Origin of the sequence: Christiangramia marina (genome assembly GCF_048285865.1) — a bacterium.
Taxonomy (GTDB): Bacteria; Bacteroidota; Bacteroidia; order Flavobacteriales; family Flavobacteriaceae; genus Christiangramia; species Christiangramia marina.
The window spans coordinates 1294955-1318067 of sequence record NZ_JBLVTK010000001.1 but is presented as its reverse complement, the minus strand read 5'-3'; the positions used below and the strand labels follow the sequence as shown (position 1 = coordinate 1318067).

The 23113-nt window shown below is 39.7% G+C and carries 21 protein-coding genes; 20 read left to right on the top strand and 1 reads right to left on the bottom strand.

Features of this window, described 5'->3' with window-relative positions:
- The 20 genes from ACNKXS_RS06140 to ACNKXS_RS06045 all read left to right on the top strand — a co-directional run.
- On the top strand, nucleotides 1-2416 hold a 2416-nt coding region (locus ACNKXS_RS06140; RefSeq protein WP_417920068.1), incomplete at its 5' end, for a multicopper oxidase domain-containing protein.
- A gap of 35 nt (nucleotides 2417-2451) precedes the next feature.
- On the top strand, nucleotides 2452-2772 hold the full coding sequence (locus ACNKXS_RS06135) for a four-helix bundle copper-binding protein (RefSeq protein WP_298350576.1): 321 nt from the start codon (nucleotides 2452-2454) through the stop codon (nucleotides 2770-2772).
- A gap of 75 nt (nucleotides 2773-2847) precedes the next feature.
- The gene (locus tag ACNKXS_RS06130; protein WP_417920067.1) at nucleotides 2848-3438 is read left to right on the top strand and encodes a DUF3347 domain-containing protein; all 591 of its coding nucleotides are present in this window, start codon (nucleotides 2848-2850) and stop codon (nucleotides 3436-3438) included.
- A complete protein-coding gene (locus ACNKXS_RS06125; RefSeq protein WP_141876708.1) occupies nucleotides 3439-3888 on the top strand; it encodes a heme-binding domain-containing protein in 450 nt (149 codons plus the stop codon). It abuts the gene before it with no gap.
- A gap of 81 nt (nucleotides 3889-3969) precedes the next feature.
- On the top strand, nucleotides 3970-6471 hold the full coding sequence (locus ACNKXS_RS06120; RefSeq protein WP_417920066.1) for a heavy metal translocating P-type ATPase: 2502 nt from the start codon (nucleotides 3970-3972) through the stop codon (nucleotides 6469-6471).
- 24 nt (nucleotides 6472-6495) lie between these two features.
- A complete protein-coding gene (locus ACNKXS_RS06115) occupies nucleotides 6496-6987 on the top strand; it encodes a DUF305 domain-containing protein (protein ID WP_141876706.1) in 492 nt (163 codons plus the stop codon).
- Between the two features lie 4 nt (nucleotides 6988-6991).
- Entirely contained in the window at nucleotides 6992-8719 is a 1728-nt protein-coding gene (locus ACNKXS_RS06110) for an efflux RND transporter periplasmic adaptor subunit (protein WP_417920065.1), read from the top strand.
- A 47-nt stretch (nucleotides 8720-8766) separates the two neighbouring features.
- Entirely contained in the window at nucleotides 8767-9075 is a 309-nt protein-coding gene (locus ACNKXS_RS06105; RefSeq protein ID WP_417920064.1) for a DUF6660 family protein, read from the top strand.
- A 125-nt stretch (nucleotides 9076-9200) separates the two neighbouring features.
- Nucleotides 9201-13544, top strand: a complete 4344-nt coding sequence (locus tag ACNKXS_RS06100; RefSeq protein ID WP_417920063.1) for a CusA/CzcA family heavy metal efflux RND transporter — start codon at nucleotides 9201-9203, stop codon at nucleotides 13542-13544.
- 3 nt (nucleotides 13545-13547) lie between these two features.
- Nucleotides 13548-14747, top strand: a complete 1200-nt coding sequence (locus ACNKXS_RS06095; RefSeq protein ID WP_417920062.1) for an efflux RND transporter periplasmic adaptor subunit — start codon at nucleotides 13548-13550, stop codon at nucleotides 14745-14747.
- A 43-nt stretch (nucleotides 14748-14790) separates the two neighbouring features.
- Nucleotides 14791-15207 (top strand): Fur family transcriptional regulator, encoded by a 417-nt coding sequence (locus ACNKXS_RS06090; protein WP_417920061.1) that lies wholly within the window; start codon nucleotides 14791-14793, stop codon nucleotides 15205-15207.
- A 63-nt stretch (nucleotides 15208-15270) separates the two neighbouring features.
- A complete protein-coding gene (locus ACNKXS_RS06085) occupies nucleotides 15271-15627 on the top strand; it encodes a SpoIIAA family protein (RefSeq protein ID WP_417920060.1) in 357 nt (118 codons plus the stop codon).
- 10 nt (nucleotides 15628-15637) lie between these two features.
- The gene (locus ACNKXS_RS06080) at nucleotides 15638-16009 is read left to right on the top strand and encodes a DUF3703 domain-containing protein (protein WP_141876700.1); all 372 of its coding nucleotides are present in this window, start codon (nucleotides 15638-15640) and stop codon (nucleotides 16007-16009) included.
- Entirely contained in the window at nucleotides 16009-17979 is a 1971-nt protein-coding gene (locus tag ACNKXS_RS06075; RefSeq protein ID WP_417920059.1) for a heavy metal translocating P-type ATPase, read from the top strand. The genes ACNKXS_RS06080 and ACNKXS_RS06075 overlap by 1 nt, the downstream gene beginning before the upstream one ends.
- An 80-nt stretch (nucleotides 17980-18059) precedes the next feature.
- Nucleotides 18060-18548, top strand: a complete 489-nt coding sequence (locus ACNKXS_RS06070) for an asparaginase domain-containing protein (RefSeq protein WP_417920058.1) — start codon at nucleotides 18060-18062, stop codon at nucleotides 18546-18548.
- A gap of 515 nt (nucleotides 18549-19063) precedes the next feature.
- Entirely contained in the window at nucleotides 19064-19468 is a 405-nt protein-coding gene (locus ACNKXS_RS06065) for a helix-turn-helix domain-containing protein (protein ID WP_228027938.1), read from the top strand.
- A gap of 259 nt (nucleotides 19469-19727) precedes the next feature.
- Nucleotides 19728-20564, top strand: coding sequence for an RteC domain-containing protein (locus tag ACNKXS_RS06060; RefSeq protein ID WP_417920057.1), 837 nt, complete (start codon nucleotides 19728-19730; stop codon nucleotides 20562-20564).
- A 299-nt stretch (nucleotides 20565-20863) separates the two neighbouring features.
- Nucleotides 20864-21148 carry a helix-turn-helix domain-containing protein gene (locus tag ACNKXS_RS06055; RefSeq protein ID WP_026914596.1) on the top strand — a complete coding sequence of 95 codons (285 nt, stop codon included), beginning with the start codon at nucleotides 20864-20866 and terminating at the stop codon, nucleotides 21146-21148.
- A gap of 3 nt (nucleotides 21149-21151) precedes the next feature.
- Nucleotides 21152-21904 (top strand): hypothetical protein, encoded by a 753-nt coding sequence (locus ACNKXS_RS06050; protein ID WP_141876695.1) that lies wholly within the window; start codon nucleotides 21152-21154, stop codon nucleotides 21902-21904.
- Nucleotides 21888-22550, top strand: coding sequence for an ATPase (locus ACNKXS_RS06045; protein ID WP_417920056.1), 663 nt, complete (start codon nucleotides 21888-21890; stop codon nucleotides 22548-22550). The genes ACNKXS_RS06050 and ACNKXS_RS06045 overlap by 17 nt, the downstream gene beginning before the upstream one ends.
- Nucleotides 22551-22646: 96 nt before the next feature.
- Here ACNKXS_RS06045 and ACNKXS_RS06040 read toward each other — a convergent pair.
- On the bottom strand, nucleotides 22647-23113 hold a 467-nt coding region (locus ACNKXS_RS06040; protein WP_417920055.1), incomplete at its 5' end, for an N-acetylmuramoyl-L-alanine amidase family protein.

Sequence of the window (23113 nt, the reverse complement as noted above, 5' to 3'; positions counted from 1 at the left end):
CACATTACTTCTAACGATGCTCATCGCTTTTGGTGCAAAAGCTCAATTGGTAGCGAACGAGACCGAAGAAAATGTTGATAATTGGCCAGAACGTGTTTATGACTTAACCATAGATTATAAAACCGTAAACTTTACGGGTAAGGATGTTCAGGCGATGACCATTAATGGTGGCATACCTGGACCCAATCTTGAGTTCAATGAAGGCGAGTTTGCCATTATAAATGTGACAAATAATATGGATGTGGAAACATCTGTTCATTGGCACGGTTTAATTCTACCAAATTTCTATGATGGTGTTCCATACCTAACAACGCCACCTATTAATCCCGGCGAAACCCAACAGTACAAATTTGCATTAAAACAATCTGGAACGTATTGGTATCACTCGCATACTGGTCTGCAAGAGCAACGTGGTGCATATGGTTCCATCCAAATTAACCCAAAAGAAACTGATTTAGAATACGATAAAGATTTAGTGTTTGTACTATCAGATTGGATAGATGAAAGTCCTCAATCCCAACTTAAAAATCTAAAACGTGGTAACGAATGGTACTTGATTAAAAAAGGACAGGTTCAAAGTCTTGATAAATTAATTGCACAAGGTGCGGTAGGTGCCAAGTTAAAGATGGCGTGGCAGCGTATGCCTGATATGGCAATTTCAGATAATTATTTTGACAAATTTTTTATCAATGGTAGTGCTTCACAGGATTACCCAGATTTTCAGACTGGCGAACGTGTGAGACTTCGATTTGTAAACGCAGCCGCAGCTTCCTATTTCTGGCTCACATTTGGTGATGAAGATCCGATGCTCGTATCTGCCGATGGGCTGGATGTCGTTCCAGTACCGCATAACAAAACCTTGATAGGTGTTGCTGAAACCTACGATTTTATAGTGACGATTCCAGAAAATGGAAAACTGCAAGTGCGCGCTACGGCACAGGATGGTTCTGGCGAAGCTTCGGCGTTTATAGGTACTGGAAATGTATTGGAAGCACCTGTAGTTCCAGAGCCCAATCTTATTAAGAATATGAAGCAAATGATGTCTATGGGAATGAAAATGGGCGCACCTGCTTCAAAATTCAACCCATCAAAAAACGATTCCATTCAAGTAATGGAAAAGTATAAAATGGAAATGGGCGGTATGCAAATGGATGGTATGTCTATGAAAGATGAAAAGATGGAAATGGATGGAATGGCGATGGATTCTACCAAAATGGCTCACAATAAAATGGACCATTCTAAAATGGATATGAAGGACGACAAAATGAAGATGTCCAAGACCGAAATGAAGATGAAGAAAGGAAAGGCAAATATGGATATGGATGGTGATATGAAAATGGACGGAATGAAGATGGGCTATATGGTGCCAAAGGATAAAGTAGTAGGTGATAATATGAAAACGGGGGGTAATCCAGAGTTCAATTACAACTATTTACGGTCGCCTGAAAAGACCGTATTTGAAAACGATAAACCCGTAAAGGAAATGCTATTCAATCTTACTGGAAATATGAACCGTTACGTCTGGTCTATCAACGGTGTTCCTCTTTCAGAAACCGATAAGATTAAAATTAAACAAGGCGAAGTCGTGCGTGTTACTCTCAATAATCTCACGATGATGCACCACCCAATGCACTTACACGGTCACTTCTTTAGAGTATTGAATGAGAACGGCGAGTATTCGCCACTAAAGCATACAGTAAACGTGGCGCCAATGCAGAAAGTTGTATTTGAGTTTGCTGCTGACGAAACCGGTGATTGGTTTTTCCATTGTCACATCCTTTATCATATGATGAGCGGTATGGCAAGGGTTTTTAGTTACGATACACCTCGTGACCAGCGTCTAAATGATTATCCACTTACCAACCTTACCAATGAAGCAGACCACATATTTACTTGGGGCGAAATCACGGCTGCGAGTCATATGACCGAGCTATACGCTACCGCAACAAACATTAGAAATCAATTTGCCTTTAGGGGCGAATATGGCTGGAACAAAAATCTTGAAGCAGAGTTCACATATGAGCGCTATCTCAATGATTACTTCCGTGTATTTGGTGGTGTAAACGTAGAGAATGAAGGCGAAGACAGCCTTGAAGAAATAAACACGACCGCCATTGCTGGTGTCCGTTGGTTAATGCCATTGCTCATTAATTCAGATTTCAGAATAGATAGCAAACTGCGACCACAGGTAAGTTTCAGTACTGGTTTTATGATTTTCCCACGATTGGGGATTTATGGCGAGTATGAATACCAGATGGATTTTGGCTGGGACGGCAAGTTGCCCGAAGGTCAGGACTTTGAAGAAGAAACCACGTGGCAAGTTGGACTGGAATATGTGCTAAGTAGAAACTTCTCATTAATGGGAAGTTATGACAACCGCTTTGGGCCTGGTGGCGGACTGTCATTAAGATTTTAAAAATTAAAACTGAATATTAATAAAAACTATAAACTATGAAAAATTCAAAATTGATTGAAGCTTTAAACAACTGTATCACACATTGCAATTACTGCTCAGATGCTTGTCTAAATGAAGACAACATCAAGATGATGGTTGACTGCATTCGCACGGATAGAGCCTGTGCCGAAGTATGTAGCACGACGGTAAAATTGCTGGCTATGGATTCCGCTTTCGCGAAAGCGATGGTAGAAAAATGCCACGAAATATGTAAGCAATGTGCCGATGAATGTGGCAATCACGACCACCAGCATTGTAAAGATTGTGCAGAAGCCTGTAAAAAATGTGCTGATGCGTGTGAAGCCTATTTGGCATAATCAAAACAACAGATTCCCATTTTTAACGAAATGGGAATCTATTATTCTAAAAAATAACCCTTAAAACCAAAATATATGAAAACAGTAACAAGAACGATAGGAACAATGGCACTTGCTGTGACAATGGTACTAACGGTTTCCTGCAAAGATGGAAACAAGAACGAACCGGCTGCACCTATGAGTAACGAGATGCACCAAGAGTCTATGGATGACAAAGACGATATGGCGATGAGTGACAACCAAGATGCAAAAGCAGAAGCAATCCTAAATGACTATTTCAACTTAAAAGATGCGCTTGTAGACGATGATAATGGCAAGGCGAAAGAATTGGGAAATGCATTGGCTCAATCTCTTAAATCCTTTGATGCTTCAAACTATTCTGATAATGAAAAATCAGAATTAAATGACATTATCGAAGATGCCACAGAACACGCAGAGCATATTTCAGAAAGTGATATTAAGCACCAGCGTGAGCATTTTAAGATATTAAGTAAGGATGTAACCGATATGGTTGCCATCACAGGTACACAAGCGAAACTATACGAGCAATTTTGCCCTATGTATGATGGTGGAACTGCGTGGTTGAGCAAAGAAGAAAACGTGTTGAATCCTTATTACGGAAGCCAAATGTTGAGATGCGGAAAGGTTCAACGAGAAATCAACTAATTGAAGTTTCTTAAAATCATAGCGTGGATTGCCCTTGTGGCATTGGTAGTGATTCAGTTCTTTCCAGTAACCCTGAACGAGAGCGATACCATACCACAAAGTGATTTTATGTTAGTGAATAAAGTACCTGCAACGATTAAAAATCAGTTGCAGGTTTCCTGCTATGATTGCCATAGCAACAATACAGATTATCCGTCGTACAGCAAGATACAGCCTGCCGCTTGGTTTCTGGAAGACCACATCAAGGAAGGAAAGGATGAACTAAACTTTAATGAATGGGACACCTATTCCAGTCGTAGGAAGAACAGCAAGCTGCGTTCCATTATAAAGCAGATAGAAAGTGGCGAAATGCCTCTGGTCAGTTACACACTCATCCACGGTGGTGCACGATTAGATAGTACCGCTGTAAAAGAAATTATAGGCTATATGGAAAGCCTACAAAAAGATTAAGTCCTGATACGGGAAAGTGATTTTTCATTGATGGTTGGTTAGTAAGAACCTTTTGGTATCAGGCATATTATTGAATAAAAAATGAAACATACATATCACATACAAGGGATGACCTGTAACGGTTGCCGAAATCACGTAGAGCAGACACTTTCAAAAGTCGAAGGTGTAACTAATGCGGTTGTCAATCTCGAAAAGGCCGAAGCGACCATAGAAATGGAATCTCATATTGCCATCGATAAATTTCAAGAAGCGCTGAAAGCTGATGGTGGACGGTATAGCATCCATAAAAATGGGGAACATCATCACATCAACGATAAGAAGAAAGTTGAGAAACCCAAAGAAAAAGGTACAGGAACATTCTATTGCCCGATGCATTGTGAAGGCGACAAGACTTACGATAAGCCTGGCGATTGTCCTGTTTGCGGAATGGATTTGGTTGAAGAAGTTAATCTTTCTGCAACCACATCAGAACAATGGACGTGTCCTATGCACCCAGAAGTCATAAAGGACGAGTCTGGTAGTTGCCCTATATGCGGTATGGATTTAGTACCGATGGAACCTGATTTGTCCGCAGAGGAAAAGAGCTATAAAAAACTACTGAAGAAATTTTGGATTGCCGTAGCCTTTACATTGCCCATTTTTATAATTGCAATGAGCGAGATGATTCCTAAAAATCCTTTGTATGATGTTTTAGAGCTAAAATACTGGAACTGGATTCAGTTTGCACTTTCCATTCCTGTGGTTTTCTATGCCACTTGGATGTTCTTTGAACGTGCCTATCGCAGTATAATAACGTGGAACCTTAATATGTTTACGCTCATCGGCATTGGTGCAGGTGTAGCTTGGCTTTTTAGTGTATTCGGGATGCTCGTTCCCGACTTTTTTCCTGACCAATTTAAGACCGAAGCGGGAACGGTTCACGTTTATTTTGAAGCGGCAACAGTCATTCTAACTTTGGTACTACTTGGTCAAATGCTTGAAGCTCGTGCGCATAGCAAGACTAATTCAGCGGTCAAGGAACTTTTAAAATTAGCACCTAACAAAGCTATTAAGGTCGTAAATGGTGAAGAGCAGGAAGTAGCCATCGATAAAATTGAATTAAATGATATTTTGCGTGTAAAGCCTGGCGATAAAATTCCTGTGGATGGTGTAATAACCGAAGGTGAAACTTCCATCGACGAATCGATGATTACGGGCGAACCTATTCCCGTAAACAAATCAGTAGATGATAAAGTAAGTAGCGGAACAATCAATGGTAACCAATCCTTTTTGATGAAAGCCGAAAAGGTAGGCTCTGATACGCTACTCTCACAGATTATACAGATGGTCAATGATGCCAGTCGTAGCCGTGCGCCAATACAGAAATTAGCAGATACGGTTTCGGGATATTTCGTGCCTGTCGTCGTTATAATCGCTGCCGTAACATTCGGTGTTTGGGCAATTTGGGGGCCAGAACCAGCCTATGTTTATGCCTTGGTCAATGCAATTGCCGTATTGATTATCGCCTGTCCGTGTGCTTTGGGACTTGCTACACCAATGTCTGTAATGGTGGGTGTCGGCAAAGGCGCACAAAATGGTGTGCTCATCAAAAATGCCGAAGCACTTGAAAAAATGGATAAGGTTGATACCTTAATCGTGGATAAAACTGGAACTATTACCGAAGGAAAACCTACAGTTGAAAAAGTGGGTTCTTTTGATGAAAGCTTTCGCGAAAGCGAAGTGCTACAATACATTGTATCCCTTAATAGCCAAAGTGAACATCCTTTGGCGGAAGCAACGGTAAAATATGGAAAAGAACAAAGCGCAGAATTTTTAAAAGCTGATAGTTTTAGTGCGGTTACTGGAAAAGGTGTTGAAGGGAAAGTGAACGGAAAAGAAGTGGCTTTAGGAAATGCCAAAATGATGGAACAGGCGAATGCCACGCTTACCGAAGTGATGGAAAACGAAGCGCAATCCTATCAAAAGCAAGGTAAGACAGTTTCCTATCTAGCCATTGATGGTAAAGTTTCTGGTTACGTGGTCATAGGCGATAAAATCAAGGAAACGAGCGCAAAAGCTATCAAGGATTTGCAGGATAAGGGAATTGCAGTCATTATGCTTACGGGTGATAATCACGACACCGCAAAAGCTGTTGCAGATGAACTGAACCTTGCAGATTTTCAAGCAAGTATGCTACCCGAAGACAAGCTTAAGGAAGTCGAGAAATTACAAGAGCAAGGTAAAGTGGTTGCAATGGCAGGTGATGGTATTAATGACGCACCTGCATTGGCTAAAAGCGATGTAGGTATCGCAATGGGCACGGGAACGGATGTTGCTATCGAGAGTGCTGCCATTACCTTAGTTAAGGGGGATTTGCACGGTATTGTAAAGGCACGTAATCTTAGTCACGTAGTAATGCGCAATATTAAGCAAAACCTCTTTTTTGCACTTATTTATAACACATTAGGAATACCGATTGCGGCAGGACTGCTGTACCCCTTTTTCGGAATACTCTTATCGCCAATGATTGCGGCTTTGGCAATGAGCTTCAGCTCAGTATCAGTAATTGCCAATGCACTTAGACTGCGAACAAAGTCAATTTAATAACTAATTATAAAACCAAAAATTATGAATGCAAACGAACACACAAATTCAGGAAAATCAAAAAATCATTATACGCGCTTTGTAGCGATGCTGGCTTGCTCTTTTATAGCAATGTATATCACGATGTATTTAAATACCTATGAATGGGACCACGTTTGGTTCAGCCTTACGCGTTTCTATATGGTCTGCCTTGGTATCGCAGCTATGGCCATCATAATGTTTGTTGCAATGCGTGGTATGTATCAAAATAAAAAGAAAAACATAGCTATAGTCTTGGGCAGCATCGTTCTATTTGTAGGTGCATTAGGGCTGGTACGCGACCAAAAGTCAACCGTGGGCGATGTACTCTGGATGAAAGCAATGATACCACACCATTCTATAGCAATATTAACAAGTGAACGTGCCGACATTAAAGACCCAGAAGTCAAAAAATTGGCTGAAGATATCATCAAAGCTCAACGTAAGGAAATTGCCGAAATGAAGGCGATGATTGAACGTTTAGAAAACGAAAAATAAGATTATGAATAAGAACATTTTATATATAGCAATAGCCGTAATCGTAGGTTTGGGCGCAGGCTGGCTCATTTTTGGAAATGGGTCAAGTGATTCAAATAAGGATATGTCTGAAATGTCAGACCACGACCACTCTGGCGAAACCGAAGACCAAATGTGGACGTGTTCAATGCACCCACAGATAATGCAACCCGAAGCTGGCGATTGCCCTATATGTGGAATGGACTTAATTCCTGCCGAATCGAGTGCTGAAGGACTCGCAATAAACGAGATTAAAATGACCGAAAACGCAATGGCGCTGGCAAATATCCAGACCACTATCGTAGGTAATACACAATCTAGCGATGATGATGGTATGATATCCCTTTCGGGGAAAATAGCTGCAAACGAAGAAAATAATACCGTGCAAGCCAGTTATTTTAAGGGAAGGATTGAGCGACTTAATGTTAATTATGACGGTCAGCAAGTAAACCGTGGTCAGTTACTGGCAACCATTTACGCGCCAGACCTTGTCGCGGCGCAGCAGGAATTAATTACAGCTGCATCGCTGAAAGCATCGCAACCAGCGTTATATAAAGCGGTGCGCAATAAACTCAAAAACTGGAAACTTTCGGACTCACAAATCAATGCCATAGAAGAAAGTGGAACGGTGCGAGAAAACTTCCCTATTTATGCAACTGTTTCAGGAACGGTTTCAGAAGTAATGGCAGCACAAGGCGATTATGTTAATCAAGGACAGCCTATTGTGAAGTTGAGCAATCTTAATTCGGTTTGGGCAGAATTTGATGCATACGAAAATCAGATTGCACAATTTAAGGTTGGACAAAAAATCAACATTACGACCAATGCCTATCCCAATAAGGAATTTGAAGGAACTATCTCTTTCATCGACCCTATGCTTAACAATGCCACACGTACAGTAACGGTGCGTGCAACCTTACAAAATCGAGACGACCTATTTAAGCCAGGAATGTTTGTGACAGGTAAGGTAAAAGGTGCAACCCAAACTATGGAAAACACCCTTTCTGTTCCCGCAAGTGCTGTACTGTGGACGGGCGAGCGTTCATTGGTATATTTAAAAACCAATCCTAACGAACCTGTTTTTGAAATGCGTGAAGTAACCTTGGGCAATCGCTCTGGCGAAAATTACCAAGTATCGGCTGGACTGAATAATGGCGATGAAATAGTAACTAATGGAACGTTTACAGTAGATGCTGCAGCTCAATTACAAGGTAAAAAATCAATGATGAATCAGCAAATGATGCAGGATGAATCAGCTATGATGGGCGATATGGAAATGAGTTTCAGTAATAGCTTTAGTACTGAATTCAATAAAGCATTACCATCATATCTTAAAATGAAAGATGCTCTTGTAGCAAGCGATGCTGGTCAGATTTCCGCTTTCGCGAAAGCGACATCAAAAAAATTAAAGGAAATTTCTACATCGGATTTAGGCAAAATGGAAAAGCAACATCTTACCAAAAGTATCGAGATGCTGGATGCCATTGCAACCAATGAAAATCTAGAAAACCAGCGAACACATTTTGTGATACTTAATGAGAATATCGTGCCTATTGCTATGAACATAGAAAACTCAACAAATTACTATGTCCAAAAATGCCCAATGGCAAACAACAATAAGGGCGCAGTATGGTTAAGTACTGAAGAAGAAATAAAGAACCCTTATTATGGCGATGCGATGTTGACCTGCGGTAGTGTTATTAAATCAATGTAATAATCATTTGCAACACAGTTGCAAAAAAATTCTGTTATCTTTGCATTGTGAAATTTATAGCAATCATACTTTCGCTTTATTTCTTGGCACTTAATGCTGTGCCTTGCAATGATATGAATTATAGCGAGGATGATTCCCAAGTTGTTACGGTAATTGACTTTGATGGCGATCACGACCAAGACTGTGAGTTATGCTCGCCATTCTGCCAATGTCATTGCTGCCACGTTCACACGATAAATTTTGGGCTTGTTGCTTTTGAACCCTTACAGCCCGCAATTCCACATCAATATTTTGCCCATTTTGACGACCTTGGCAAAGATATTCCACATTCCCTTTTACAACCCCCTCGGGTATAATTCAGTTTTCATAGGATAACTATATCCTGTTCTGACGTGTCTATGTTTTTAGATTCGTCAAAATCGTGCATTTCATTTTTTTCAATGTATCTAAAGAGAATTTAAACTGAATTAATACTCTATCTATGATTAACAAAATCATTGATTTTTCAATCAATAACAAATTTATTATTGGGCTACTTACACTTGCATTAATAGGTGCTGGTATTTATAGTATGACTCAAGTTCCCATTGATGCCGTACCTGATATTACAAATAATCAAGTACAAGTAATTACGCAATCGCCCAATCTGGGTACAGAAGATATTGAGCAATTTGTAACCTATCCCGTCGAAGTGGCTATGAGCAATCTGCCCAACGTTAAAGAAATCCGTTCGATTTCTCGTTTTGGGCTTTCTGTTGTAACCATTGTATTTGACGATGATGTAGGAACGTATCTGCCCAGACAGCTCGTTGCCGAAAAGCTTACAGAAGTACAGGAACAAATACCAATGGGGTTTGGCAAACCTTCTATGGGACCTATCTCAACAGGATTGGGCGAAATCTATCAATACACCCTTGAAGTTGATGAAGAGCACCAAGGCGAATATTCTGCCACAGAACTGCGAACGATTCAAGACTGGATTGTTCGTAGACAGATGGCTATGGTAACTGGGGTGGTCGAAGTAAATGCCTTTGGTGGAAATAAAAAGCAGTACGAAGTATCAGTTGACCCTGACGAACTTCGTGCCATTGGTATCACGATTTCGGATGTGTTTTCCGCTTTGGAAAATAACAACCAGAATACAGGCGGTGCTTATATCGAGCGTAACCATCAAGCCAATTTCATACGTGGCGAAGGTTTGGCGAGAACCGTTTCGGATATTGAAAATACGGTTGTCAAAACGGTCAACGGCATTCCCATTAAAATAAAGGATGTAGGGGATGTCACAATGGGAAGTGCCGTGCGATATGGTGCGCTGACAAAAGATGGAATGGGCGAAGCCGTGGGCGGAATGATTTTGATGCTGAAAGGGGCTAATTCCAACGAAGTAATTAAAAATGTTACCCAAAGGATGAAACAGATTCAGCAATCCCTTCCAGACGGGGTAAGCATTAAACCCTTCCTTGACCGTAGCGAATTGATTGCGGAAACCACGGGAACAGTAACCGGAAACCTTTTGGAAGGTGGTCTTATTGTAATTTTTGTCTTGGTATTGCTTTTGGGTAATTGGCGTGGCGGTTTAATCGTTGCATCTACCATTCCCCTTTCCTTATTGTTCGCTTTTATCTTGATGTACGTATTTGACGTATGGGCTAACCTAATGAGTTTGGGGGCTATCGATTTTGGTATCATCGTGGATGGTGCGGTTATCATCGTGGAAAGTACCGTTTTCTTAATGTACTCATATGTATTGAAAAAAAAGGCTGTAAGTTCTGAAACACGAGATGAAATCGCTGCAAAGTCATCCAAAAAAATGATGAACGCTGCCTTCTTTGGTCAGCTCATCATTCTTATTGTCTTTCTTCCTATTCTGGCTCTCGAAGGTGTCGAGGGCAAGATGTTCCAGCCTATGGCGCTGACCTTCATCTTTGCGATGATTGGGGCAATGTTACTTTGTCTGACCTACGTGCCTATGATTTCTGCTCTTTTCCTAAGACCACCAAAATCAGAAAAACAGTCTTATGGCGATAAGTTCCTCCTTTGGATAGGGCGAAAGTATGAGCCGTTACTTACTAAATCACTCGTTAAAGGGAAAGTGATTATAGGTATTGCCGTTGCACTTTTTGTAGTTGCCATTTTTGCTTTTACCAGAATGGGCGGCGAGTTCATACCACAATTGGACGAAGGCGATATTGCTTTCCACGCCATTTTAAAGCCCGGTAGTTCTCTTACCGAAACCATTGAGACCACGACAAAAATCGAGCGTATCGTAAAAGCAGAATTTCCAGAAGTAGAAACTATCATTAGCCGTATCGGTGTGGCAGATGTGCCTACCGACCCGATGCCGATGGATATTGCCGATGTATTCGTTATCCTTAAACCAAGCGATGAATGGACATCCGCTGAGAGCAAGGATGAACTGTTGGAAAAAATGAAGGATGCCATTAGTATCGTTCCGGGTGTCAATTTTGAGTTTACGCAACCAATAGAAATGCGATTCAACGAACTGCTTACTGGCGTTCGTGAAGATGTCGCTATTAAGTTATTCGGGGAAGATTTGGATGTTCTCGCAAGTAAGGCTGAGGAAATGGGCAAAATTATTGCGACCGTTCCTGGTGTTGCAGATATGAAAGTAGAGGCAACCGATGGCCTTCCGCAAATTACGGTTAACTATAATCGTAACAAGCTCGCGCAATACGGACTGGAAATTAACCAGCTTAATAGTGTGTTACAAGCAGCGTTTGCAGGTGGAAAAGCAGGTGTTATTTTCGAGGGCGAAAAGCGGTTCGATTTGGTCGTTCGCCTACAAAAAGAAAATCGGGAAAGTATTGCAGATATCCAAAACCTGTTCATAAATCTTCCGAACGGTTCGCAAATCCCGCTACGGGAAATTGCAGATGTGAGCTACGAACCCGGTCCAATGCAAATAAGCCGTGACAATACAAATCGTAGAACATACGTAGGCATTAATATACGTGACCGTGATGTTAAATCTGTTGTCGAAGAAATTCAGGCAAAGTTGGACGCTCAACTCGACCTGCCCCCAGGATATTATATTCGCTATGGCGGTGCATTCGAGAATCTTGAACGTGCCAGTAATCGGTTGCAAACGGTTGTCCCCATTGCCTTAATACTAATTTTTATCTTGATTTATTTCGCGCTAAAATCCTTTCCGCAGACCTTGATGATTTATCTGGCCATACCAATGGCGACCATAGGTGGTGTGTTCGCCCTATGGCTTCGGGATATGCCTTTTAGCATTTCCGCAGGGGTAGGTTTTATTGTACTTTTTGGGGTAGCGGTACTTAATGGATTGGTAATGATAAGTGGACTAAACGAGCTGAAAGAAGAAGGCGTTACCGACTTAAGACAGCGAATTATAGAAGGTACTAAACGTAGAATTCGTCCTATTATGCTAACGGCCTTGACCGATATATTAGGGTTTCTTCCAATGGCCATTTCAGCATCGGCTGGGGCTGAAGTACAGCGACCATTAGCTACCGTTGTCATTGGTGGATTGCTAACTTCGACGCTCTTGACACTTTTTATTCTTCCTATTTTTTATCAATGGGTCGAGAAACGCTCGGAACATAAGATGAAGGTCAATCCAAAATTCGTTACTGCAACTGCGGTAGTCTGTTTACTGTTTACATCTACTTTCGCTAAGGCACAAGAAGTTCCTCAGAATAATTCCCTGCCAGTTATATCATTGGAAAAAGCGGTAGAAGTTTCTAAGAAAAACTATCCGCTCTTGAAAACGAAACAGTTGGAAATTCAAAGACAAACTGTGCAAAAGGGTACAGCTTACGATTTTGGAAATACTCAAGTGTTTACGGGTGGCGAGGAAATTTCGGATAGTCAGGGTATTTACACTTTGGTTGGTTTAGGACAGCAGAATATCAACCTATTCGGTATAGGTGCTAAAAAGCGTTTGCAAAAACAGCGTATCGCTTTAGCGGAAACAGCTCTTGAGCTTTCTGAACTTCAGGTAGAACGGGAAGTTAAAAAGGCTTGGTCGCAAGCTTATCAACAACGACAGAAATTTGAATTGTACCGTGAACTGGATTCCATCTATTCACAATTTGAAAAGGCCATTCAACTCAACTTTGAGGTGGAAGCTATTTCAAGACTGGAATATTCATCGGCCACAAATCAAGCCTTGCAAATCAGTAACAAATTGCAACAGGTAGAAAGTGATTATGCCATTGCCCTGCAAAAATTGAATCTTTGGTTGGTATCAGACACGTATTATTCCGTTCCTGAAACTTTAGAAGGTAGTGAGGTTGCCATATTGGGAATGGACACCGATTTCGGCAAACATCCTGAACTACAACTTTCGCTAAAGCGCATTAATGAAGCAGAAGCTAACTATGAAGCAGCGCGTTCCGATTTGATGCCCAATTTCAACTTACAGGGCGGACTTCAAAGAGTAAACGGCAATAATGGGTTTTATAGTTATCAGGCAGGTATTTCCATTCCTCTTTTTTCAGGCGTGGTGCGTAGCCAAGCAAAAGCCTCTAAAATAGATAACGAAATTGCGAGAGCAAATGCAGATTTCACAAAACGGCAATTACAATCTGAATATCAGCAGGCAATACAAGCTTATCAAAAATGGGAAAGTTCTTGGGCTTTTTATAGTGATAAAGCCTTACCACTTGCAGAAGAACAACGTAAAGGTGCATTGCTCGCCTATAAAGAAGGGGCGGTGGACTATGCAGCGTTCACGCAAATCATACGGGATGCCATTCAGACGGAAATGGATGCATTGGACGCTCTCGACAATTATTTAAAATCAGTTTTCGAACTACAATATTTCAAACAATAACAAATGAAAAATCTATCTAAATATACAGTTATCGGATTATTTACGATGCTCTTAGGTCTAACAGCTTGCGGCGACTCTAAATCCGAGACTGCCGAAAACGATGAGGGAAATTCCGAAATGGAAGAAGCACACTCAGAAGGCGAAGCGGAAGAAGTGATGCTTACGGCACAACAATATGATGCCCTACAAATGGAAGTTGACACCCTTGCACAGCGCAATATGAGCGGTTATGTGGAAGCAAATGGTCAACTGGAAGTTATACCACAAAACGAAGCGACCATCACTACGGTGGTGGGTGCCAATGTGGTTTCTATTGAGGTCATCGAGGGCGATAAGGTCAACAAAGGGCAAACGGTCGCTTATTTATCCCATCCCAATATCATTCAAAAACAGACGGATTATCTGAATGCGTATAGCAATAACCAATATCTTAAGAAGGAATTTGAAAGACAAAAGACTTTATATGACGCTGGTGTAGGCAGCGGTGCTAATTTTCAAAAAGCAGAAGCTCAATATGAGGCATCCCGAAGTATGGCCAACGGTCTGGAAGCGCAGCTGCAACAACTAAATGTTAGCGCTTCTGGCGTTAGAAAGGGAACTATTTATCAGCGTGTGGCCTTGCGTAGCCCCATAGAAGGATACGTTCAAAAAGTAAAGGTAAAAACAGGTCAGTACGTAGAACCGCAAACCGACCTTATGGAAGTCGTGGACACCCACCACGTTCACGCAGATTTGATGGTCTTTGAAAAGGATGTGTATAAAGTCAAAAAAGGGCAGATGGTTACGTTCAATGTACAATCCAATCAGGGCCAAGAACTGACCGCAGAAATTTATTCTGTGGGAAAAACTTTTGAGGAAAATCCCAAAGCATTGCACGTACACGCAGAAATCGAGAACAAGCAAGGCAATCTAATACCAGGAATGTACATCCAAGGGCGGATTCAAACTGACAATACAATGACCACGGCAATACCTGAAAGCGCCATTGAGGCCGATGGCGAAAAGTCATTTGTGTTTACAGCAAAAAAGGAAGGCGAGGATTGGAAGTTTACGCCCGTAGAAGTCACAAAAGGCACTCACGATGGCGAGTGGATTGCCATAGATTTTTTAAAGGAACAAGAGCCTGATACACAATATGCCTTTAATAATGCCTACTACCTTATGGCAGAAATGAAAAAGGGCGAAGCAGAACATAGTCATTAATAATAAAAACCCACAGTAAAGAACATCAAGAATAATATTAACAATGAAAGAAATAGAAAAAAGATTAGATAACAATGGGGTTCGCCCTACGGCAATGCGCATATTGATTTATAAGTATATGGCCGAAAAAGAGGTAGCCGTAGGATTGACAGATATTGAGAATGCTTTCGCGAAAGCGGACAGGACTACTCTGTATCGTACCCTAAAAACTTTTGAGGAAAAAGGTATCGTACACCAGATAGACGATGGTTCCAACATTTCAAAATATGCATTGTGTGAACCGGGTTGCAACTGTGAACTTGAACAAGATCTGCACTTGCATTTTCACTGTAATAACTGTGACGAAACGGTTTGTTTAACGGAACAAAAAATTCCGCATATCAACTTGCCCGATGGATATATAGCTGAGGATGCCAATTTGGTCATTAAAGGAATTTGCGAGAAGTGTAGCGGACAATAAATGCACTTCCGTTGCACCAATATTTCCAGTATATTTTGTGCGAATTTTTAAATGTAAAAACCTATGATACAGATAATAAATACAGGAAAGGATAATTTAATTTCTGCGAAAATCAGCGGAAAGATTTTAAAAAAAGATGTTGAAAAAATACATCCACTAATTCATAATATTATTAAAAAAGGGAAAAAAGTAGATTTCTATTTTGAAATGGAAGACCTTGAGGGTTATACACTCAAGGGATTTTGGGAAGATATTAAAGTGGACAGCGCTCATATTTCAGACTATAGAAAAATGGCTTTTGTAGGCGAAAAGAAGTGGCAGGAATGGTCTACAAAAGCAACTGACTTCTTCACAAGCTCAGAAGTGAAATATTTCGATTTAGAAGATAAGGAACTGGCAAAAACTTGGATTACCTCTTAAATCTGTACAAATGAAATTCAATACCGTAATGCCAAATGGCTTAAAGGAACATTATGAAAATGAACTACGGTTTTACCGTTTGTCATTACTCAAAGGAAATTTGTCTCAAGCTTGGAATCATCTTGAGCGCTCACACATAATTGGTCAATCCTATCCTTTTGAGCATACATATTCCCATTGGCTAATGCTCAAATTTGGATTCAGACAAAAGAATGTGAAAGAAGTTTTAGGTCAACTTGTTCGCTTAGTTGTGGGTGGGTGGAAATCGTTTATCGACCATATACCAACTGGAAATACAGGGGGTTCCAATGTTCTACCACTAAAAAAGATGGATCTTCCACAAGATTTAAGTATCATTTTAAACCAATACAAACCAACATAATGAAAAAGAAAAAAGTAAACTTACGTGACTTAGAACCAAAAGAACACCAAGGCGAGCACAGTCACAACGATGGCCATAACCATAGTAGTCCCGAAGATATTTCCAATTTTAGGACTTACCTGCCCGCAATTTTCAGCTTTCTAATGCTTATTATCGGAATTGCGGTTGATTACTTTGACACCTTTCCTTTTTTTGAAGGCTGGGTCAGAGTGGTTTGGTACACCGTTGCCTATATACCCGTTGGTTTTCCTGTTATAAGGGAAGGTTGGAATAGTATTAAAAATGGCGATTTTTTCACAGAATTTTTCTTAATGTCGATTGCCACTTTAGGGGCATTTGCCATTGGCGAATATCCCGAAGGCGTGGCCGTAATGCTATTTTATGCTGTGGGCGAACTATTTCAAAATGCAGCGGTCAACCGAGCCAAAAGAAACATTAAAGCTTTACTGGATGTAAGACCAAATGAAGCTTTGGTTTATCGCGAGAACGATTTTGTTTCCGTAAATCCCGAGACCGTTGAGATTGGCGAAAAGATTCAGGTACGTGTTGGCGAAAAAGTTCCGCTTGATGGCATTTTAATTTCTGAAAAGGGCTCTTTTAATACTGCTGCCTTGACAGGCGAAAGCAAACCTGATACTATCGCTAAAGGCGATACTGTCTTTGCTGGAAGCATCAACCTCGATGGCGTAATCGAAATCGAGACTACCAAGGAATTTAAGGACAGTTCCATTGCACGAATTCTGGATATGGTTCAGAATGCAACTGCCAGAAAATCAAAGACCGAATTGTTCATTAGAAAATTTGCGCGGATTTATACACCAATCGTTGTATTCTTGGCAATCGGCCTGACATTATTGCCTTACTTTTTTGTAGATGATTATGTGTTTAGGGATTGGCTATATAGAGCATTGATATTCCTTGTGATTTCGTGTCCGTGTGCGCTGGTTATTTCTATTCCTTTGGGCTATTTTGGCGGATTGGGTGCGGCATCCCGAAACGGTATTCTATTCAAAGGTGCATCTTTTCTCGATGCAATGACCAAAGTGAACACGGTCGTAATGGACAAAACCGGAACGGTTACCAAAGGGGTTTTCAAAATCAAAGAAATTAATTCCATCACATTTGAGGAAGCTGAGTTTATGAAATACCTGATGGCTATGGAAGAACAATCTACCCATCCTATTGCAAAAGCGATTCTCGAATACAAAGCAGACGGTTCGGAGTTTGAAGCGACTAATGTTTCAGAGGTTGCCGGAAAGGGGTTGAAGGGAACAGTTAATGGGAAGACGGTGTTGGTAGGCAACAAAGCTTTGATGACTTCAAACAACATAAAAGTTCCTTCGGAAACGGATGGTATTGTAGAATCAATTGTTATGGTGTCCATTGATGAGAAATTTGCAGGTTACGTAACCATTGCAGATGAACTAAAGGATGATGCGCACCAAGCCATCAAACAAATTAGGGATGCAGGAATTTCTAAGATTATAATGCTATCAGGCGACAAGGACTCTATTACGCAACAAGTTGCAAAAGAGTTAAATATCGATTGGGCAAAAGGTGGTCTGTTACCTGAAGACAAGCTAAACGAAGTTGAAGAACTGAAGAAACAACCTGATACAAAAGTAGCATTTATTGGTGATGGCATCAATGATGCACCAGTTTTGGCCGCAAGTGGTGTAGGTATTGCGATGGGTGGTTTAGGAAGCGATGTTGCTATTGAAACTGCTGATGTTATCATACAGACAGACCAACCGAGTAAGATTGCAAGAGCGATTCAAATTGGTCGTTCAACTCGAAATATCGTATGGCAAAATATTGGTTTGGCCTTCGGTGTAAAAGTAATAGTTCTAATTCTTGGTGCTGGTGGATTAGCAACAATGTGGGAAGCTGTTTTTGCTGATGTAGGCGTTGCTTTACTCGCTATTCTTAATGCCGTTAGATTGCAGAAAATGAAGTGGAAGGATTCTTAAAGGTCTTACTCTGACTGAGCAAATAAAATAGTTTCAAATAAATTAACTTTATCTTTATAAGTGATAAGAAGTATAAATCTATGATTCACATTCTCACAACTGGTGGTACAATCGAAGGGTTGGACTATTTTGATGATGGTGGCATTACTTCATCCAACGTAGGGATTGAAGATTTTTTAAATAAAGCAAATATCGATTTTGAATACACAATCGAAAGTGTCTTTAAAAAAGACAGTCGTGCCATAACAAATGATGACAGAAAACTATTGGTTAGCAAGATAAAGGAAGCTAATGCGACTAAGATACTGATTACCCACGGCACTTTCACAATGGAAGATACCGCTAAATATATAGGAAAACTCAATTTGAATAAGACAATTATTTTGGTTGGGTCTTTCATTTTAGGTTCATCTGCAGATACAGATGCACCGTTTAATTTAGGGTATGCAATTAGCTCATTACAGCTTCTAAAACCGGATGTTTATATTGCTATGAACGGACAAATTTTTAATTGGAACAACGTTTCCAAGAATTTAGAAACCAACAAATTTGAGCATAATGAGAAGTAGAATAAATGTTTGGTACAGCGATACATTGGACAACCTTTTTCTATCTATTAATAGATACATTCATAGTATTGTTTACACTCTACTTTTCAAGAAAGAAAACGCGAAGTAGTTTAAGGCGTTTCCTCTACCTCGGAATCCTATTTATTGTTTATAATGCAACTGGCGGTTTCTTACCAATTGACAACTTTCCAGGCCCATTTATTCTACAGTACATTATCACGTATGGCGTTGCCATCGCATTGTGTGTCTATATCGTTTATTACCTTTATAAAGAATATGATATTGTTGTTCTAAAATTCAATTCATCTATAAAAAACCTAGCTATACTGTCAAGCGTGAGTTTTGTAATACTATTTTTAATTCCCTATTTTCTGACAAATTCTCTTAATTCAGCACGCTTTCTTTTTACCATACCAATATCAGTTATCGCGTTTATTTTTCTATTTATTTTCTACCGTCGAATATCAAATCCCAGCAATCCAAATCCTTTTATACTAAGACGAAATAAGCTTTCAATGGTAAGCGTTGCGAGTATTGCCTTATTACCAATTTGCACAGTTATAGGTGATTACCAATGGATAACATTTACCGTAATGAACTTGGCTTTCTTTGCCATAACTGCGATTGAAGCAGATAGGTATTTGTATTTCATCGAAAACAATAATCGAATGTATGAAGTCTTTGCCTTGAAGAAAAAACAACGGGACGAATCCGTAGAGCGCAAGATTATCTATGAGGATTTAACCAGAAGAGAAATTGAAGTGGCTTTGTCAATTTTAAGTAATTTAAGCTATAGAAATATTGCCAAAGATTTATTCATTGCCGAAAGTACCGTTTCAAAACACGCATCAAATATCTTCAAAAAGACAGGTGTAAAAAACAGGCGTGAATTTTTAAAGCGATTCAGGAAGAAAAAGTAAGCAAATTCAACTCTATACAGAACCCACTATTTGCAATGCCTCACAAATAATCCGTAGAAAAATACGGACTATTCCGTAATTATATACGGTACGTTTTCCTTGTACAATTAGGAAGTAAAGTTACTTTAGTAAGAGTTCCCTAAAATACACCAATGAGCCACAAATTTTATGACTTGTGACTTTCATTTATAACATTTTGCAGGACTACGACATCAACTAAATCCCATTTCTATGGTTTCCAAACAAAAATTGCCTGCTTATGAATTCTCAAATACTATCAAAAAAACTACTTCAGGATCTGGATGAAATAAAATTTCAATATGAAAATATTTTAGAACGGGCATATCGTTCTATAAAACTGTGTCGTAAAGTTTTAACTACTTACAAAAAAGAAATCCTCAATAATGAATTTAAAACTACCCAGGAAGAAATAGAATTCTTCAAAGAAATAAAACAGATTCCTCTCATCAAACTTATCTACTTTTCAGAAATCCATTCTTTTGAAATTCAATTTCCTAAAGGGGATAAACATTCTCAGTTAAAATCCATCAAAAAGAAAATCAACAAGGTAAATCGTTTTTTTCTCTACAATATGGATTTTGGACGATACGTTAATTCTGGTGCTACCCATTTTGACGAGGAATATTACACGAGGGATTCTATGGAAACATTTCATATCACTACCTCAAAATTCTATTTTCAAGACCCAGAATTTTGTACCCCAAGAGATATGCTTTTGGGCAAATACAAGGCGTATGATTTTTTAGTGACCTATTTAGATGAAAAAAAGCATAAAGTTCATAAAGGATTAAATGGGAAATTGTCCACCATTAAACCAATTGAAAAGATGGACTGGCCTTTTTCTAATACAGACTACGTGGAACTGGTTTACGCATTGTGTGCGAAAGGATTGGGCAAACAGGAAAATCAGGGTATAATGCAAGTTTCAAAAAAGTTACAACAGCTTTTTAATATTGAGCCAAAGGACATCTACAAAACTTATCACGATATCAAAAACAGGAAAAACAGTAGAACGCTTTTTCTCGACGAACTCTCTACATCACTACTCATTGAAATGGATAAGAGCGAAGAATAAGAAGCATATTTTTCTCTTAAAAAAGACCGTAGTACGGTCGACCTACGGTAATTGAATTCTGCATTTGTTTTTCATAAAATTTAGTTCAATTTGATGGTGTCGACTTACAAAAACGCCTTCAAAACTTACCAAAACGCACCAAATTTCAAGAAGTTAAATTTTGACCGTAGTACGGTCGTTCTGGGGAAAAAAATCCAACAAACCTATTCAAATTTGTAGAACGAAAGTCAAATCAGGTCAGGGACTATCAATTAAAAGCATAAATCTAGATAGTCCCTTTCCATTAAAACCGTTCTATTATGCCGACAAGTATTATTACCACAGACGACCTTCGAGAATTCAAAATGGAATTGCTCGAGGACATTAGAGAATTACTTACCCGCCAATCCAAAGGGAAACTCAAAAAATACCTCAAATCTTCCGAGGTTATGGATTTGCTTCAGGTAAGCCCTGGCACTTTGCAAAACCTTCGTATCAATGGTACATTGCCGTACACAAAAGTAGGTGGAATTATCTATTACGATACCGAGGAAATTCAAAAAGTGATGGATGGGAACCGAGTGCATCACGGTCTAAATTCTTAAGCTATGAACTATATAAAGCAACTTAATGCGGCTTTTGAGAAGTTCCATTTTGATGACCGCCTAAACCCTACCCATATCAGCCTTTATATGGCGTTGTTCCAAGAATGGAATAGCAGCCGCTTTGCCAATGAATTTTATGTAAACCGTCGCGATTTGATGCGTGTGGCCAAGATCGGTTCAAAATCGACGTACCATCGGTGCGTGACCGACCTCGATTTGTGGGATTATCTTTCCTATTTTCCGTCCAACAATCCTTACAAAGGAAGTAAAATCAAGATGTCCATTATAGGGACTACTGATGAACCGAATATAGGACAGTATGATCCCGAATTGGAACAACTTGCGGAACGATACCATCCCACACGAGAACCAGTAGTGTACCAGCACCATCCCAACAACGAACAAGCTGTGTACCCGCACCGTCCCGTGAGTGGACAAGCACTGGTATCTAATATAAACAATAACAAACAGGTAAATATTAATAAAAAGCCAAAGGGCAGGCAGGCCGTTTTAGATTTTTTTGTTGAAAAATATTTTAATGCTGATGAAGGAAAAAAATTCTTTGCGCATTATGAAGCAAACCATTGGAAAACAAGCGATGGAAAAACAATCAGGGATTGGCATGCCTTAGCCAAAAACTGGATGGATAGGACCGAATTGTTTGACAAAAAAAACACACCAAACAAAGCGGGAGCGTCCCAAAATCGAGACAATCTCAAAACCAGTAAAACCAAAGATTATGGACAACCCCTCTAAAATAACCGAAGGCGGCGTGCAATATTCGCTCGGAAGATTTGATGGTAAAAGTGTTCTCTACGATTTCCCAAAAATCTTGATTTACTTGAATGCCAAGGGCAAATTGCTCTTTGGCGACAAGTTCAGGATTTACGATGAGGATAAGGATATTTTGTTGAAGCTCTGTTCCTACTTCATCAAGGACAAAGACAACTGTGAAAAATTTGAGATTGACATTGACAAAGGTATTCTACTTTCTGGTCCTGTAGGTTGTGGTAAAACCAGCCTAATGAAACTTTTAAGACATTTAGTACCGTTGCAACGCCCTTACGAAATGATCCCTTGCCGAAATGTGACGTTCAGTTTTAACCATCTTGGTTTTAAGACTATCGAGGATTATGGAAACACGAAATTCTTCTGTTTTGACGATCTTGGTGTAGAACCGTTAGGAAGGTTTTACGGTAAGGATCTGAATGTGATGGGCGAAGTACTTTTATCGCGGTATGAACTTTACCTCCAAACAAAGCAAAAAATCAAAACTCACGCCACTACCAACCTAAATGCCGAGGAACTGGAAGAACGCTACGGTAACCGTGTGCGTAGTCATATGCGAGGGCTGTTTAATTTGATTGCTTTCGATATGAAGGCTGGGGATAAGCGGAAGTAAGTTAGCTTTTAAAGGATTTACACAATAAAATCACTTCTGCAACAAACTGTAGTACAATCTCCTTCAAGCTCTTCGTTAACTCTAAAAAAATATCTTTCATAATTCTATTGATTTTTGAATAGATGATAATATCGATAGTGCGATGTGTTCAATATTGTTGTTCTCTGAAATAAAGTTGCCCTCATCGTGATTGGACAAGAAACCCAATTCGATCAAAACAGCAGGACAATAATCTATAGTTCCCCGCAACACCTGAAAATTCGCAAACTTCACCCCCCTACTATCAAATCCTAATTCCTTATTAAGTGCAGCTTGCGATTGAAAAGCCAACCAAGTGGCATCCTCTGAATATTGTGAATTGGAGTTTGCCACAAACACCTCAATTCCTCTAGCATTTGGATTATCCGAATGATTGCAATGCAGCGAAATAAACAAATCTGCTTTCAAAGCTTTTGCAAGCTTGGTTCTGTCCGATAAAGAAATAAGCGTATCACTATACCTGATTAAATAAATATCCAAAGGCTTTTTCAATTCATTATTCAGCTTCAAAATAGCATTTGCAA

Bases quoted from the DNA above. Each gene is read 5' to 3' on its own strand.
- ACNKXS_RS06065 (WP_228027938.1), top strand. From the start codon at position 19,064: ATGGTAAGCGTTGCGAGTATTGCCTTATTACCAATTTGCACAGTTATA.
- ACNKXS_RS06055 (WP_026914596.1), top strand. From the start codon at position 20,864: ATGCCGACAAGTATTATTACCACAGACGACCTTCGAGAATTCAAAATG.
- ACNKXS_RS06070 (WP_417920058.1), top strand. From the start codon at position 18,060: ATGATTCACATTCTCACAACTGGTGGTACAATCGAAGGGTTGGACTAT.
- ACNKXS_RS06120 (WP_417920066.1), top strand. From the start codon at position 3,970: ATGAAACATACATATCACATACAAGGGATGACCTGTAACGGTTGCCGA.
- ACNKXS_RS06075 (WP_417920059.1), top strand. From the start codon at position 16,009: ATGAAAAAGAAAAAAGTAAACTTACGTGACTTAGAACCAAAAGAACAC.
- ACNKXS_RS06060 (WP_417920057.1), top strand. From the start codon at position 19,728: ATGAATTCTCAAATACTATCAAAAAAACTACTTCAGGATCTGGATGAA.
- ACNKXS_RS06100 (WP_417920063.1), top strand. From the start codon at position 9,201: ATGATTAACAAAATCATTGATTTTTCAATCAATAACAAATTTATTATT.
- ACNKXS_RS06085 (WP_417920060.1), top strand. From the start codon at position 15,271: ATGATACAGATAATAAATACAGGAAAGGATAATTTAATTTCTGCGAAA.
- ACNKXS_RS06110 (WP_417920065.1), top strand. From the start codon at position 6,992: ATGAATAAGAACATTTTATATATAGCAATAGCCGTAATCGTAGGTTTG.
- ACNKXS_RS06095 (WP_417920062.1), top strand. From the start codon at position 13,548: ATGAAAAATCTATCTAAATATACAGTTATCGGATTATTTACGATGCTC.
- ACNKXS_RS06080 (WP_141876700.1), top strand. From the start codon at position 15,638: ATGAAATTCAATACCGTAATGCCAAATGGCTTAAAGGAACATTATGAA.
- ACNKXS_RS06050 (WP_141876695.1), top strand. From the start codon at position 21,152: ATGAACTATATAAAGCAACTTAATGCGGCTTTTGAGAAGTTCCATTTT.
- ACNKXS_RS06115 (WP_141876706.1), top strand. From the start codon at position 6,496: ATGAATGCAAACGAACACACAAATTCAGGAAAATCAAAAAATCATTAT.
- ACNKXS_RS06045 (WP_417920056.1), top strand. From the start codon at position 21,888: ATGGACAACCCCTCTAAAATAACCGAAGGCGGCGTGCAATATTCGCTC.
- ACNKXS_RS06130 (WP_417920067.1), top strand. From the start codon at position 2,848: ATGAAAACAGTAACAAGAACGATAGGAACAATGGCACTTGCTGTGACA.
- ACNKXS_RS06090 (WP_417920061.1), top strand. From the start codon at position 14,791: ATGAAAGAAATAGAAAAAAGATTAGATAACAATGGGGTTCGCCCTACG.
- ACNKXS_RS06135 (WP_298350576.1), top strand. From the start codon at position 2,452: ATGAAAAATTCAAAATTGATTGAAGCTTTAAACAACTGTATCACACAT.